Source organism: Sphingomonas sp. Leaf21 (assembly GCF_916858675.1).
GTDB lineage: Bacteria > Pseudomonadota > Alphaproteobacteria > Sphingomonadales > Sphingomonadaceae > Sphingomonas.
Window position 1 is genome coordinate 45,666 of record NZ_CAKASM010000011.1, and the last position, 13,503, is coordinate 59,168.

The following is a 13,503-nucleotide window of genomic DNA, read 5'->3' on the forward strand; positions in this document are numbered from 1 at the left end:
TTCGCTCAGGTTGAACGGAAGTTTGTATCCAGCCGCCTGTCCTGCCCCCGTTCAGGCCGAGCGCTTCGGCTGGCTGGCCAGCCAGCCGCTCAGGATAAACTTTGGCGCATGGCGCCAAAGTCGAAGCCTATCCCCGCTTCCCCCTGGCATAATCCTGCGTCCCGCGCGTAACCACCTCGTCGCCCTCCACGATCTCCGCCACCGGAATATCCGGCATCGCCTTGATCTCCTCGTAAAGCGGCGCGAAATCGGTCTCCAGCGTCATCCGCAGCAGGTCCTCGTAACTCGGTATGACGAAGTAATTCTGCTGGAAGTCGTCGATCCGGTACTCGGTGCGCATCACCCGCTTGAGGTCGAAACCGATCCGGTTCGGGCTGGGGTCCTCCAGCGCGAAGCGACTTTCCGAATAGCTCGATACGATCCCCGCGCCATAGATACGCAGATCGCCACCCTCGCGAACGAGCCCGAACTCGACCGTGTACCAGTAGAGTCGCCCGAGATATTTGAGCGCATCCATGCCCAGCGCGCGCTGCCCCCCGCGCCCATAGGCCGCGAGATAATCGGCGAAGACCGGGTCTGCGAGCATCGGCACATGCCCGAACACGTCGTGAAAGACGTCCGGCTCCTGAAGATAGTCGAGCTGGTCGGGTCGCCGGATGAAATTGCCCGCGACGAAGCGACGATTGGCCATATGGTCGAAGAACACGTCGTCGGGCACCAGCCCCGGCACCGCCACCACCTGCCATCCGGTCAGCGTCATCAACCGTTCGGACAGCTCTTCGAAATCGGGGATGCCCGGTCGCGAGAGCTTGAGCACATCGAGCCCGCGCAGATACGCCTCCGACGCGCGGCCCGGCAGCAATTGGGATTGGCGCGCGAACAGGGTATCCCAGGTCGCATGCTCCTCCGCCGTATAATGCTCCCACCCCTGCGGAATGGTCCAGTCGGCCCCCGCGCCTTCGGGCGGGGCGGCGAGAACATGGGTATCCTGTGCCATGGCGCGAGCCTATCATGAAGATGGTGACAAATGAAACCATATCGTGGCGACGCCTCGGGCGTGTTGCAAGGGGTGTGCTGGGCACGGTCGCGCTGATCCTGTTCGCCTATATCGCGATCGGGCTCGCCCTGGGCGCGGTTCCCCGCCGGGCGGTGGCGATGCCCGCCGCCGGACCCGACGCGGTCACCATCTTCGTCGAGTCGAGCGCGGTCCATACCGCGATCATCCTCCCCAAACAGGCGGCGGGGGTGGACTGGCGCGGCTGGGCGCGGCCCCAGGACCTGCGCGATCCGCGCTATGCCGGCTTTCCCTACCTGGCGATCGGTTGGGGCGAGGCGGGATTCTTTCGCGAGACGCCGCACTGGCGCGACATCAGGCCCGGCACGATCCTCCATGCCGCGTTGGGCAGCGACCAGACGCTGATCCATGTCGACCATTTGCCGCTACCCCATGCGAACGGCGACGACGTGCGCGCCGTCCGCCTGTCACCGCAGGCCTATCGCAGGCTCGTATCGTTCATCCGGGCGAGCCGGCGACGGGATGGCCGGCACTATCCGGGCTATGACGTCTATGACGCCTTTTACGAGGCGAATGGCCGCTACAGCGCGCGCCATACCTGCAACAGCTGGACCGGCGATGCGCTCGCGGCCGCGGGGGTGCGGATGGGATGGTGGACGCCGTTTCCCTGGACGGTGACGTCGTGGCTGTGATGCAGCCCGTCCAATTTTCTACCCTCACCCCTCGCCGAGGGGAGAGGGTCAGGCCTCAATATCCGGCGCGGTAGCCATCATAGCCTTGCTGGCCCTGTTGGCACTGATCGGGGTGCTTGCGGCACTGCTTCTCATACTCGCGCCGCTCGCGGCCTTCCCTGGCCTCCTGCTTGCGCATCTTGCGGCCATAGTTGCGGTCCGCCTCCGACTGGCTGGTCGTCGTCCAGTCGACCACCTGCCCCGCCGCCTGGAACGGCGCCTTCACCACGCTGGCGACCGTCTTGACGCAGCCTCCGGTCGCGAGCGGCAGGGTCAGGGCGGCGAGCTTCAGGACGAGGTTACGCATGAACGGTCTTTCAACGAGGACGCACGACGGCGTTGCGGGTGTCTACCCCGATTTGCGGGAAATCGGTGAAGAAACCGTCGATGCCCTGGCCGAGCGCGGCGCGAATTTCACCCGCGACATCGCCATGCGTCTTGGGATCGCTGCCCCGGCGAAAGGCGGGCCGAACGAAATAATTCTCGGCGCGATAGGTCCAGGGGTGGACGCGGAGCCCCGCCCGGTGCGCGTCGGCGACCAGCGACGTCGGGGTATCGCCCGACCACAGCATCGCCTTGTCCGGTCCGATCCCCCAGGCATAGGTCGCGACCCGCTTCAGCCCTTCCGGCGTCATCATCCTGGCATAATCGGGCGCGGCCCCGTCCGCCGGACCGCCCTCCGCCGCGACGAGCTGGATCAGGCGGATGCCCGTCATCGTCTTCAGATGCTGGAGGTTCTTCACCTCGAACGACTGGATGAAGACCGGCGCGTCGGCGGTCGTCCACCCCGCCTTGGTCAAAGCGGCGATCAGCGGTGCGTCGGTCCCCTTGCCGATCCCCGCGAAATAGGTCGGGTGCTTGGTTTCCGGATAGATGGAGATGGTCCGCCCGGTGTCCTTCGTCCGCTGCTTGGCGAGCGCGATGATCTCCTCCAGCGTCGGGATCTCGAACTGCCCGTCATACGCGGTCGAGCGAAGCTGCGGCAGGCGTTCGCGGGCGCGAAGGGTCTTCAGCTCGGCGAGGGTGAAGTCCTCGGTGAACCAGCCGGTCTCGCTCTGGCCATCGATCGTCTTGGTGGTGCGGCGGTCGGCGAATTCGGGATGCGACGCGACATCGGTCGTCCCCGAAATCTCGTTCTCGTGCCGCGCGACGAGGTGGCCGTCCTTGGTCGGCACCAGGTCGGGCTCGATCACGTCCGCCCCCTCCCGGATCGCGAGGTCGTAGGCGGCGAGCGTATGCTCGGGCCGCTCCCCGCTCGCGCCGCGATGCGCGATGACGATGGGGGGCGACAGCGGCGTGGTCGGTTCGGCGGACATGGCCTCACCCTGCCCCAACGCAAGCGTCACGGCAATGAGAGTGGCTCGCAACGGGAAACGCAAGAGATTCATGACGTTTAATCTTCCGATAACAGTCCCGAGGGGATGTGCCCGTGCATTTCACAATCAATGGTCAATCGCATGACATCGACGTCGATGTCCGAACCTCCCTGCTCGACCTGTGTCGCGAACATCTGGGGCTGACCGGCTCCAAGAAAGGTTGCGACCATGGCCAGTGCGGGGCGTGCACGATGCTGGTGAACGGCCGCCGGGTGAATAGCTGCCTGACGCTGGCGGTGATGCACCAGGATGACGAGATCACCACGATCGAGGGACTGGGTCAGCCGGGCAATCTCCACCCCCTGCAGGACGCGTTCGTTCGCCATGACGGATTCCAGTGCGGCTATTGCACGCCGGGGCAGATCTGCTCGGCGGTGGGTATGCTCGACGAGGTGAAGAAGGGCTGGCCGAGCCACGTCACCGAGGATCTGGGCCAGGCCGAGCTGACCGTCGAAGAGATTTCGGAGCGGATGAGCGGCAATCTTTGCCGCTGCGCCGCCTATCCCAACATCGTCGACGCGATCCGCGAGGTAGGCGGACAAGGCGACCGCAACGCCAGCGAGACCATGGACCGGGAGGTCGTGGCATGAAGCCGTTCGACTATGCGCGCGCCGATTCGATCGGCACCGCCACCCGTGACGGCGCGGTCCCCGGCGCGCGCTTCATCGCGGGCGGCACCAATCTGCTCGACCTGATGAAATTGCAGGTCGAGACGCCAGACACCCTGGTCGACATCAGCCGCCTGGCGCTGACCGAGATCGAGGAGCGCGAGGACGGCGGGCTGACCATCGGGGCGCTGGTCCCCAATAGCGACCTCGCCGCCGACGCGCGCGTGATCGAGCGCTATCCGGTGCTGTCGCGCGCGTTGCTGGCCGGTGCGTCGGGGCAGTTGCGCAACAAGGCGTCGACCGGCGGAAACCTGCTCCAACGAACGCGCTGCTATTATTTCTACGATCCCGCTACCCCGTGCAACAAGCGCGAGCCGGGCAGCGGCTGTTCGGCGATCGGTGGCGAGAACCGTATCCTCGCGATCCTCGGCACCTCCGACCAGTGCATCGCGACCCATCCCAGCGACATGGCCGTCGCGATGCGTGCGCTGGAGGCGGTGGTCATCACCCAGACGCCCGATGGCGACCGCCGCCGCATCGCGATCGGCGACTTCTACCGCCTGCCGGGAGCCACGCCGGAGATCGAGACGGTGCTGCAGCCGGGCGAGCTGATCACCCATGTCGAACTGCCCCCCGCCCCCAAGGGTCGTCAGACCTATCGCAAGGTGCGCGACCGCGCCTCCTATGCCTTTGCGCTGGTGTCGGTCGCGGCGATCGTCGCGGTCGAGGACGGCAGGATCGCCTCGGCCCGGCTGGCCTTTGGCGGGCTCGGCCCGATGCCGTGGCGCGACGAGGCGGTGGAGCAGGCGCTGGTCGGACAGGCGCCGGGCGACGCGGCGTTCAACGCCGCCGCCGATGCGCTGCTGGCCGATGCCAGGGGCCATGGCTCGAACGACTTCAAGATTCCGCTGACGCGCCGCACGCTGATCGCGACGCTCCGTGAACTGACGCAGGAGGGCTGATCCCATGTTCGGATTCGGCAAGGACGACACGCATTCGCTGACGATGAATCAGCCGCACCCCGACAGCCTGCTCGACACCGGCGTGCAGGGGGTGATCTCCAAACCGCTCGACCGGGTGGACGGACCGAAAAAGGTGACGGGCACCGCCACCTATGCCGCCGAATATGCGATCGAGAATTGCGCGCACGGCGTGCTGGTCAGCGCGCGCTTCGGCCATGGCAAGATCACGTCGATCGACGCCGACGCGGTCAAGGCGATCCCGGGCGTGATCGACGTCATCACCGATTACGACACCTTCATCCGCAACTCGCAGCAGGGCGGCGAGACGGAGGCCCCGACGCAGGGCGTCCGCACCGTCGACTATTTCGGCGAGATCATCGCGATCGTCGTCGCCGAAAGCTTCGAGGTCGCGCGTGACGCGGCCAAGCGGCTCAAGGTCGACTATGAACCGCTGGACGGCACGTTCGACTATGAAGCGAACAGGGCCGAGGCCGAGCCCGCCACCGATGGCCTGATCAAGGGCCATTACGACCAGGGCGATTTCGACAAGGCGTTCGATGGCGCGGCGGTCAAGATCGACGTGACCTACACCACCCCCAGCCAGAACTCCGCCGCGATGGAACCACATGCCTCCATCGCGGTGTGGGAGGACGGCGCGCTGACGCTTTACGGCGCGTATCAGATGCCGACCTCCGACGCGCAGCAGCTCGCCAAGGCGCTGGGCGTGTCGCAGTCGAAGGTCCGGATCATCTCGCGCTACATCGGCGGCGGGTTCGGATCGAAGCTGGGCATCGCGCCCGAGAGCGTCGCCGCCGCCATCGCGGCCAAGCGGCTGAACCGTCCGGTCAAGGCGGTGATGTTGCGCCAGCAGGTGTTCGACGCCACCGTCCGCCGCTCCAACACCGAACAGCACATGCGACTGGGCGCGGAAGCGGGCGGTCGGATCGTCGCGCTCGGGCACGAGTCGATCACCTCGAACCTGCCCGACGAGGATTTCTTCGAGCCCGTCGGGATCGGCACGCACTTCCTCTATGGTGGCGAGAACCGGCGCATCAATCATGATGTGGTCCGGCTCAACTGGACGCTGTCGGGCTCGATGCGCGCGCCGGGCGAGGCGGTCGGCATGGTCGGCATGGAATGCGCGATGGACGAGCTGGCCGAAGCGATCGGCATGGATCCGATCGCCCTTCGCAAGGTCAACGATCCCGAGCAGGACCCCGAGTTGAAGGTTCCCTATTCCTCGCGTGCGCTTACCCGCTCGCTGGAGGAGGGTGCGAAGCATTTCGGCTGGGACCGGCGTCAAGCTGCGGGCCAGCGGCGCGAGGGGGACTGGCTGATCGGCATGGGCGTCGCCGCCGCCTGTCGCTCCAACCAGTTGCAGCAGTCCGCCGCCAAGGTCGAACTCCATCCCGACGGCACCGCGACCGTCTCCTCGGCGATGACCGATATCGGCACGGGCAGCTACACGATCATGGCGCAGATCGCCGCCGAGATATTGGGGCTTCCGGTCGAGAAGGTGACGATGGCGCTGGGCGATACCAACGATCCCCCCGCGGCGGGTTCGGGCGGCTCCTGGGGTGCGGCCTCGGCGGGTTCGGCGGTATACCTCGCGGCCGAGCGGGTCCGCGAGAAGCTGGCCAAGGCGATGGGCGTCGACACCGACAGCCTGACGCTGAAGGACGGGATGGCGATCGGCGACAACCGGTCGGTTCCGATCGGCGAGCTGGTCGGCGAGGACGGCCTGTCCGCCATCGGCGAGATCAAGCCGGGTGCGCAGGAGAAGCAGTTCAACCAGGCCAGCTACGGTGCGCATTTCGCCGAAGTGGGCGTGAACATCGTCACCGGCGAGGTTCGCGTCCGCCGGATGTTGGGCGTGTTCGCGGCGGGGCGGGTGCTCAACGCCAAGACCGCGCGCTCCCAATGCCTGGGCGGCATGACCTTCGGCATCGGCACCGCGCTGACCGAGGATCTGATCCACGATCAGCGCACCGGCAAGCTGGTGAATCACGACCTGGCCGAATATCATGTGCCGGTGAACGCCGACGTGCCCCAGCTCGAGGTCCATTTCCTCGACGAACGCGATATCCACGCCAACCCGATCCACGCCAAGGGGATCGGCGAGCTGGGTATCTCCGGCGCGGCCCCGGCGGTCGTCAACGCCATCTACAACGCCACCGGCATCCGGGTGCGCGAGATGCCGGTGACGCTCGACAAGCTGCTCGACCATCTCCCGGCGCTTTGATGAGCGAGAATGACAGCGTCCTCGCCGCCGCGCGCGAATGGCGGGGCGAGCCGATGGCGATCGCGACGGTGGTGTCGACCTGGGGGTCGGCACCGCGTCCGCGTGGCAGCCATATGCTGGTCCATGCCAATGGCCGGTTCGAGGGATCGGTCTCGGGCGGTTGCGTGGAGAACGACATCCTCCACACCGCCGCCGAGGTGATCGCCGGTGCCCCCGCCCAGGTGAAGCGCTACGGCGTCGCGGATGCGTCGGCCTGGGAAGTCGGGCTGCCCTGCGGCGGCGAGATCGCGGTGATGGTGCAGCCGGTCTCGGCCCAGGGCTTCGATCCCGAGCTGTTCGACCGGATCGCCGAGGCGCGCGATAACGGTCGGTCGCTCACCGTCACCACCGACCTCGCCACCGGCCATTCGGACCTGCGGCCGATCGAGACGGGGGAGGTCTTCGCCAATCGCTACGACCCGCCGCGCCGGTTGCTGATCGTCGGCGCGGTCCAGATCGCGCAAAGCCTGGCGCAATTGGCGCAGACGCTCGGCATCGCCACCACCGTCATCGATCCGCGCGCCCGCTTCCTGACCGAGGAGCGCTTCCCCGGCGTGACGCTCGACGATCGCTGGCCGGACGAGGCGGTGGCCGCCTATGCCCCCGGCCCCGCCACCGCCGTCGTGACGCTCAGCCACGACATCAAGATCGACGACCCGGCGCTCATCGCCGCGCTCTCGCACGACACCGCCTATGTCGGCGCGCTGGGCAGTCGCCGCAGCCATGCCGCAAGGCGCGAGCGGCTGGCGGCGGCGGGTCTCACCGCGGAAGCGATCGACCGGATCGACGGGCCTGTCGGCCTCGATATCGGCGCGATCGGCCCGTCCGAGATCGCGCTGTCGATCGCGGCGGCGATGATCGGAGCCTTTCATGATCGCCGCTGAAGAAGTCGCACTGGTCCTGCTCGCGGCGGGACGATCGAGCCGGTTCGGCACCGCCAACAAGCTGGAGGCGGAGTTCCTGGGCAAGCCGGTCGGCTTCCACGTCACCACCGCCTTGGAGGATATTCGCTTCGCGACGCGGATCGTGGTCACCGACGGATGCCAGCTCGACTTCGCCTCGCGCGGCTATCACGTGATCCACAACGCCGATGTGGGTCAGGGCATGTCGCATTCGCTGCATCTCGGCGTGCGCGAGGCGATCGCCGCGTCGCCCAGGGCGATCCTGATCGCGCTGGCCGACATGCCGCGCGTGACGGCGTCGCATATCTATCGGCTGTTCGACGCGTTCGAGGGGCCGGACACGATCGTCGCCTCGAGCAACGGCCAATATCCCACCCCGCCGGGGCTGTTCGGCTCGGCCCGCTTCGACGCGCTGCTGACGCTCAAGGGCGACGAGGGCGGGCGCAAGCTGGTCGCCGGGGGACGGCATGTCGTGACCGCCCCCGCCGAGCTGATCGATATCGACACGCCCGAGGATCTGGAACGGCTACGCGCGCTGGTCCATGCGCCCGAACGCGTGGTCACTCGTGGCGGAGCGCATCGATCGGATTGAGCGCCGCCGCCCGCCGCGCCGGGAAATAGCCGAACACCACCCCGATCACCGCCGAAATCGCGAAGGCGACGATGTTGATCTGCAGGTCGAAGGTCCAGGGCACCTGCATCAGCGGCACCAGCGCGGCGATGATCGCCTGTGCCAGCATCAACCCGATGATCCCGCCCAGGCAGGACAGCACCACCGCCTCGACAAGGAACTGCATCAGCACCTCGCGCGCGACCGCGCCGATCGCCAGGCGGATACCGATCTCGCGCGTCCGCTCGGTCACCGACACCAGCATGATGTTCATGATGCCGATGCCGCCCACGACCAGGCTGATCGCCGCCACCGCCGCGACGATGCGGGTCAGCATCGTCGTCGTGCTGGTCAGCGTATCGCTGATCTGCTTGGTGTCGAAGATGTTGAAGTCGTCTTCCTTGCCACCGGTGATGTTGCGCCGCTCGCGCAGCAGGTCGGTAAGCGAGGCCTGGACCGCGCTGGTCTGATACGCCTGGTCGACGCCGACCAGCATCAGACGGATGTCGCGGCTGCCGGTGAAGCGGCGCTGCACCGCCTTGATCGGCATGAGGACGACATCGTCCTGGTCGCCAAAGCCCCCCTGCCCGCGCGTGGTCAGCACACCGACCACGTCGCAACTGATCGCGCCGATCCGAAAGCGCTTGCCGACCGCGTCGGTGCTGGGGAACAGGTTCTTGCGGACGGTATTGCCGATGATGCACACCGCCTTGCCGGACGCCTCTTCGGCCGGGGTCCAGAGCCGCCCCGATGCCAACGGCCAGGGCTGAACGGTGAAGTAAGCGAGGGTCGTGCCCGTCACCGTGGTCGACCAGTTCGCGCCTTCGTAGATAGCGGTCGCGGTGGTCTGCGCCTGCGGAGCGACCGCCGTCACGCCCGCGATCTGGTCCGCGATGGCCGACACGTCCTCGGGCTTGAAGTCGGGCGGGCGCGGGCCGCCGCCGCCACGCCCGAAGCCCTGGCCGGGGCGCACCTGAAGGATGTTGGTGCCCAGCGACGAGATGGACTGCTGAACCGCCGCCGTCGTCGCCTTGCCCAACGTCACCATGGTCACGACCGCGCCGACGCCGATGATGATGCCCAGGGTCGTCAGGAACGAGCGAAGCACATGCCGCCTGATCGAGCGGATCGCGAGGATGAGTGTCGTGCCGAACATCAGTTCGCATCCCTGTCGATCGGGGCCATTTCCGGCACGACGCCCGGCCGGTGCTGCGCCTCGATTCGATCGACCAGCCCGTCCTTGAAGTGGATGACGGTCCGCGCGAACGCCGCCATGTCGGGCTCGTGCGTGACCATCAGCACGGTGATGCCGCTGTCCCGATTGAGCCCCGTCAGCAGCTCCATGATCTCGACCGAGCGTTCGGAGTCGAGATTGCCGGTCGGCTCGTCGGCGAGCAGCACGTCGGGGCTGGTCACGATGGCGCGCGCGATCGCCACGCGCTGCTGCTGCCCGCCCGACAGTTCGGCGGGGGTATGGTCCCACCATTTGTCGAGCCCGACCTTCTCCAGCGCCGCCATGCCCAGCTCGCGCCGCGTCTTCTTATCCTCGCCGCGATAGAGCAGCGGCAGTTCGACATTCTCCAGCGCGGTGGTGCGCGAAAGGAGATTGAACCCCTGGAACACGAAGCCCAGATAGCGCCGCCGAAGCATCGCGCGCTGATCGCGGTCCAGCGTCTCGACCGGATGGCCACGGAACAGGAAATTTCCGCCGCTCGGCACGTCGAGACAGCCAAGGATGTTCATCGTCGTCGACTTGCCCGAACCCGACGGGCCCATCACCGCGACGAAATCACCCGCCGCGATATCCAGATCGACTCCCTTGAGCGCCTGGAACTGTGTCGCGCCGCTGCCATAGGTCTTGGTGACGCCGCGCAACCGGATGAGGGGGGCGTCAGCGGCCACCACCGCCCCCGCCGCCCTGGCGACGCTGGCCGCCGCCGCTCGCGCCACCGCCACGCGACGCGCCTTCACTGCCCGAAAGCTGGCCGGTGATGACCTGCATACCGGGCTTCAGCCCGCCCGACAGGACCTCGGTCATCGATCCGTTGGTGTCGCCGGTGACGATCTGGACCGGCTGCGGCTTGCCGTCGGCGCCGCGCACATAGACGGTCTGGGTCGCGCCGCGCTGTACCGTCGCGGTGCGGGCCGCGCGGTCGCGACGCGGGCGGAAGGTCAGCGATCCGGCGATCCCGCCGCCGCCCTGCCCTGCCCCGTCCGACGGCTGGAAGCGCAGTGCCGCATTGGGGATCAGCATCACGCCGCGCTTGTCGGAGGTCACGATATCGGCGGTCGCGGTCATGCCCGGCCGCAATTGCAGGTCGGGGTTCGCGACGGTCAGGTCGGCGGCATAGCTGACCACCTGCCCCGTGGTCGACGTGCTGCCCGCCGTCGAGGACGACGACGAGGACGTCGCCGCGCTGACCGTCAGGTTCGAGCCGAGATCGACGCGCGTGATCGTCGCCGGGAAGGTCCGCCCCGGAAAGGCGTCGACGGTGAAATTGGCCTTCTGCCCCACCTTCACCTCGCCGACATCGGCTTCGTCGATCGCGACCTCCAGCTTCATCTTGGTCAGGTCTTCGGCGATGACGAACAGGGTCGGCGTGTTGAACGACGCCGCGACCGTCTGGCCCGGATCGACCTGCCGCGCCAGCACCACGCCCGAGACGGGTGAGCGGATGATCGCGCGCTGGCGCTGGGTCTGCGACTGGGCGAGCTGGGCGCGGGCGGCGGCGACATTGGCCTCGGCGACGCGAAGCGCGGCGACCGCGCGCTGCGCATCGGCACGACCGGTCTGGAGTTCGGTGCCCGACGGCACACGCCCGTTGGACAGCTTGTAGACTTCCTCCAGCCGCCGGAGCTGCGCCTGCGCCTCGGAGACGGTCGCGCGCGCCTGCGCCACCTGCGCGACATTGGCGCTCAACGTCGCCTGCGCCGCGCGGATCTGGTCGTCGATCTGCTCGGGGTCGATCAGCGCGAGCGCCTCGCCCGCCTTCACCCGGTCGTTCACGTCGACCACGACCTTGGTGACGAGCCCCGATAGCTGCGAGCCGACCGTCACCTGATTGGTCGGCGCCAGCTTGCCGGTGGCCGAGACCGTCACGGTCAGGTCGCCGCGCGTCACCGGCGCGGTGGCGTATCCCGCCTCCTTCGAACCGCCGAAACAGCTTTTCAGAAGCAGCGCGAGCAGCACCACGCCGACGATCACGATCCCCCACTGAACCCATTTGCGCCAGCGCGGTTGCGGCTTCACGCCCAGGAAATCGTCGAGAGTCTGGTCGGCCATCAGCGGTTTTCCGGGGTTGTCGCGCGCGGCGGCGCTTCGGGAATGACGGTGTCGTCCCAGCCGCCGCCCAGCGCGGCGAACAGTGCGACCTGCGCGGTGGCGGCGTCGGAGCGGGCCTGGACCAGCCCGTTCTCGGCGTTCAGCAGCGCCGCCTCCTGCTGCGACAGGGTGGTGAAATCGGTGAGGCCCGAGCGATACTGGCTGCGCGCCAGGATCGCCGAGTTGCGCGCGGCGTCGAGCTGCACCGCGAACAGCCGCTCCCGCTCGCGCGCGGTGTTGAGCGCGACGATCGCGTTCTCGACATCCTCGAGCGCGAGCAGCACGGTGCCCTGATAGGCGGCGTAGCTCTGGTCGGCCAGCGCCCGCGCACCGCGTACCTGGCTGCGCAACCGGCCGCCGTTGAAGATCGCCTGGGTCAGTCCGGCGAACAGGCTGCCGGTGATCGCGTCGCCCAGCGAGCCGAGGCTGGTCGCCGCCGTGTTGATATTCCCCGAAATGGCGAGCGCGGGATAGAGCGCCGCCTGTGCCACGCCGATCCGCGCGCTGGCCGCCGCCAGGTTGCGTTCGGCGGCGCGGACATCCGGGCGACGGCGCAGGATATCGGCCGGAATGCCGACGCCGATCGCGGCGGGCCCGCGCGGGATCGGGCGCACCGACTCCATGCGCGCCTTGACCGCCCCCGGTGCCTGCGCGGTCAACACGCCAAGGCGCGACACGGCGGCGTTATATTGTTGTTCGATCGATGGAATGGTCGCGGCGGTCTGCGCCCGCTGGCCGCGCGCCTGCTCGGCGTCGAGGGAGGAGACGAGCCCGGCCCGCACGCGGAAACCGGCGATCTCCAGATTGTCGTCCTGCAGGGTCAGGCTCGCCCGCGCATTGGCGAGCTGCGCCTGGTAGGCCCGCGCGAGCATGTAATTGCGTGCCAGTTCGCTCTCGACCGTCAGCAGCGTCGCGGCATAGCTGAACCCGGCGCCTTCATAGGTCGCACGGGTCGCCTCAACGGTGCGGCGGACCTCACCGAACAGGCCGAGCTGGTAACTGGCCGACAGCCCGACCGTATAGCTGTTGCTTCCGCCCCCGCCGGTATCGACCACGGTCCCGTCGGGCAGCGTGAAGCTGCGCCCGCCGCCGGCGAGATTTTCGTTGCGCTGGTAGCCGGTCGAACCCGACAGGGTGGGCAGCAGCGACGCGCGGCTCTGGATCAGGCTCTCGCGCGCCTGGCGCAGCCGGGCGATCGCCTGGACGACATCGGTATTGGCGACCACCGACTGCTCGACCAGCTCGGCGAGCAGCGGATCGTCGAACGATCGCCACCAGCGGGTCAGGTCCTGCGCCTGCGCATTGGCCGCGGGGACCGACCAATTGGCGGGCACCCCCAGCTCTTGGGGAGCGGCGGGACGGTAATCGGGGCCGACCGTACAGCCGGACAAGGCGGCTGTGGCCACGAGAAGGACGCGGGCGCGAGGCTTCATGGCGGCGAACCTGCCCCGCCGTTACGGCCCCGTCCAGTGCGTTTATGTCGCAAAGTGTGACGGGAGTACGAAATTCCCGTCATTTTACAACGCACGTTTTGGCGACGGGATGGTTCCGGAGGGGACGATAAAATCCTCCCCGGTACGGGGAGGTGGCAGGCCGAAGGCCTGACGGAGGGGGGCCTGCCACACAGGTCGTACCGTGCGGCGCTCCCCCTCCACCAGCCTGCGGCTGGTCCCCCTCCCCGTACCGGGGAGGAACG

General features: G+C 67.8%; 13 protein-coding genes. 6 read left to right on the forward strand and 7 right to left on the reverse strand.

Features of this window, described 5'->3' with window-relative positions:
* Positions 1-127 precede the first annotated feature (127 nt).
* Positions 128-997 carry a phenylalanine 4-monooxygenase gene (gene phhA / locus LRP66_RS10615; RefSeq protein ID WP_230482543.1) on the reverse strand — a complete coding sequence of 290 codons (870 nt, stop codon included), beginning with the start codon at positions 995-997 and terminating at the stop codon, positions 128-130.
* A 14-nt stretch (positions 998-1,011) separates the two neighbouring features.
* Here phhA and LRP66_RS10620 point away from each other — a divergent pair, with 14 nt between their 5' ends.
* The gene (locus LRP66_RS10620; protein WP_230482545.1) at positions 1,012-1,707 is read left to right on the forward strand and encodes a TIGR02117 family protein; all 696 of its coding nucleotides are present in this window, start codon (positions 1,012-1,014) and stop codon (positions 1,705-1,707) included.
* Positions 1,708-1,762: 55 nt separating this feature from the next.
* On the opposite strand, the gene LRP66_RS10625 is transcribed toward LRP66_RS10620, so the two are convergent.
* The gene (locus LRP66_RS10625) at positions 1,763-2,053 is read right to left on the reverse strand and encodes a hypothetical protein (protein WP_230482546.1); all 291 of its coding nucleotides are present in this window, start codon (positions 2,051-2,053) and stop codon (positions 1,763-1,765) included.
* Positions 2,054-2,063: 10 nt separating this feature from the next.
* Positions 2,064-3,062, reverse strand: coding sequence for a glycerophosphodiester phosphodiesterase (locus LRP66_RS10630; protein ID WP_230482548.1), 999 nt, complete (start codon positions 3,060-3,062; stop codon positions 2,064-2,066).
* 113 nt (positions 3,063-3,175) lie between these two features.
* Here LRP66_RS10630 and LRP66_RS10635 point away from each other — a divergent pair, with 113 nt between their 5' ends.
* The 5 genes from LRP66_RS10635 to LRP66_RS10655 are packed head-to-tail and all read left to right on the forward strand — an operon-like array spanning position 3,176 to position 8,467.
* Positions 3,176-3,712, forward strand: coding sequence for a 2Fe-2S iron-sulfur cluster-binding protein (locus LRP66_RS10635; RefSeq protein WP_230482550.1), 537 nt, complete (start codon positions 3,176-3,178; stop codon positions 3,710-3,712).
* Entirely contained in the window at positions 3,709-4,692 is a 984-nt protein-coding gene (locus tag LRP66_RS10640) for an FAD binding domain-containing protein (protein WP_230482551.1), read from the forward strand. Before LRP66_RS10635 ends, LRP66_RS10640 begins: the two co-directional genes overlap by 4 nt.
* Before the next feature lie 4 nt (positions 4,693-4,696).
* Complete coding sequence (locus LRP66_RS10645) at positions 4,697-6,934, forward strand: xanthine dehydrogenase family protein molybdopterin-binding subunit (protein WP_230482553.1); 2,238 nt, start codon at positions 4,697-4,699, stop codon at positions 6,932-6,934.
* A complete protein-coding gene (locus LRP66_RS10650; protein ID WP_230482555.1) occupies positions 6,934-7,857 on the forward strand; it encodes an XdhC family protein in 924 nt (307 codons plus the stop codon). The genes LRP66_RS10645 and LRP66_RS10650 overlap by 1 nt, the downstream gene beginning before the upstream one ends.
* Positions 7,844-8,467 carry a nucleotidyltransferase family protein gene (locus tag LRP66_RS10655; RefSeq protein ID WP_230482557.1) on the forward strand — a complete coding sequence of 208 codons (624 nt, stop codon included), beginning with the start codon at positions 7,844-7,846 and terminating at the stop codon, positions 8,465-8,467. The genes LRP66_RS10650 and LRP66_RS10655 overlap by 14 nt, the downstream gene beginning before the upstream one ends.
* Here LRP66_RS10655 and LRP66_RS10660 read toward each other — a convergent pair.
* From LRP66_RS10660 to LRP66_RS10675, 4 genes are read right to left on the reverse strand one after another with little or no spacing between them, the layout of a single operon-like run.
* Entirely contained in the window at positions 8,436-9,641 is a 1,206-nt protein-coding gene (locus LRP66_RS10660) for an ABC transporter permease (protein WP_230482559.1), read from the reverse strand. The two genes, LRP66_RS10655 and LRP66_RS10660, sit on opposite strands and share 32 nt — an antisense overlap.
* Positions 9,641-10,387 (reverse strand): ABC transporter ATP-binding protein, encoded by a 747-nt coding sequence (locus LRP66_RS10665; protein WP_230482619.1) that lies wholly within the window; start codon positions 10,385-10,387, stop codon positions 9,641-9,643. Before LRP66_RS10665 ends, LRP66_RS10660 begins: the two co-directional genes overlap by 1 nt.
* Positions 10,377-11,768: an efflux RND transporter periplasmic adaptor subunit gene (locus tag LRP66_RS10670; protein ID WP_230482561.1), complete on the reverse strand. Its 1,392-nt coding sequence runs from the start codon at positions 11,766-11,768 to the stop codon at positions 10,377-10,379. The genes LRP66_RS10665 and LRP66_RS10670 overlap by 11 nt, the downstream gene beginning before the upstream one ends.
* Positions 11,768-13,240, reverse strand: a complete 1,473-nt coding sequence (locus tag LRP66_RS10675; protein WP_230482562.1) for an efflux transporter outer membrane subunit — start codon at positions 13,238-13,240, stop codon at positions 11,768-11,770. The genes LRP66_RS10670 and LRP66_RS10675 overlap by 1 nt, the downstream gene beginning before the upstream one ends.
* Positions 13,241-13,503 lie beyond the last annotated feature (263 nt).

What these genes read in the sequence shown, in the direction of transcription:
- LRP66_RS10670 (WP_230482561.1), bottom strand. Translation starts at nt 11,768, where the DNA reads ATGGCCGACCAGACTCTCGACGATTTCCTGGGCGTGAAGCCGCAACCG.
- LRP66_RS10655 (WP_230482557.1), top strand. Translation starts at nt 7,844, where the DNA reads ATGATCGCCGCTGAAGAAGTCGCACTGGTCCTGCTCGCGGCGGGACGA.
- phhA (WP_230482543.1), bottom strand. Translation starts at nt 997, where the DNA reads ATGGCACAGGATACCCATGTTCTCGCCGCCCCGCCCGAAGGCGCGGGG.
- LRP66_RS10675 (WP_230482562.1), bottom strand. Translation starts at nt 13,240, where the DNA reads ATGAAGCCTCGCGCCCGCGTCCTTCTCGTGGCCACAGCCGCCTTGTCC.
- LRP66_RS10620 (WP_230482545.1), top strand. Translation starts at nt 1,012, where the DNA reads ATGAAGATGGTGACAAATGAAACCATATCGTGGCGACGCCTCGGGCGT.
- LRP66_RS10660 (WP_230482559.1), bottom strand. Translation starts at nt 9,641, where the DNA reads ATGTTCGGCACGACACTCATCCTCGCGATCCGCTCGATCAGGCGGCAT.
- LRP66_RS10640 (WP_230482551.1), top strand. Translation starts at nt 3,709, where the DNA reads ATGAAGCCGTTCGACTATGCGCGCGCCGATTCGATCGGCACCGCCACC.
- LRP66_RS10630 (WP_230482548.1), bottom strand. Translation starts at nt 3,062, where the DNA reads ATGTCCGCCGAACCGACCACGCCGCTGTCGCCCCCCATCGTCATCGCG.
- LRP66_RS10625 (WP_230482546.1), bottom strand. Translation starts at nt 2,053, where the DNA reads ATGCGTAACCTCGTCCTGAAGCTCGCCGCCCTGACCCTGCCGCTCGCG.
- LRP66_RS10650 (WP_230482555.1), top strand. Translation starts at nt 6,934, where the DNA reads ATGAGCGAGAATGACAGCGTCCTCGCCGCCGCGCGCGAATGGCGGGGC.
- LRP66_RS10645 (WP_230482553.1), top strand. Translation starts at nt 4,697, where the DNA reads ATGTTCGGATTCGGCAAGGACGACACGCATTCGCTGACGATGAATCAG.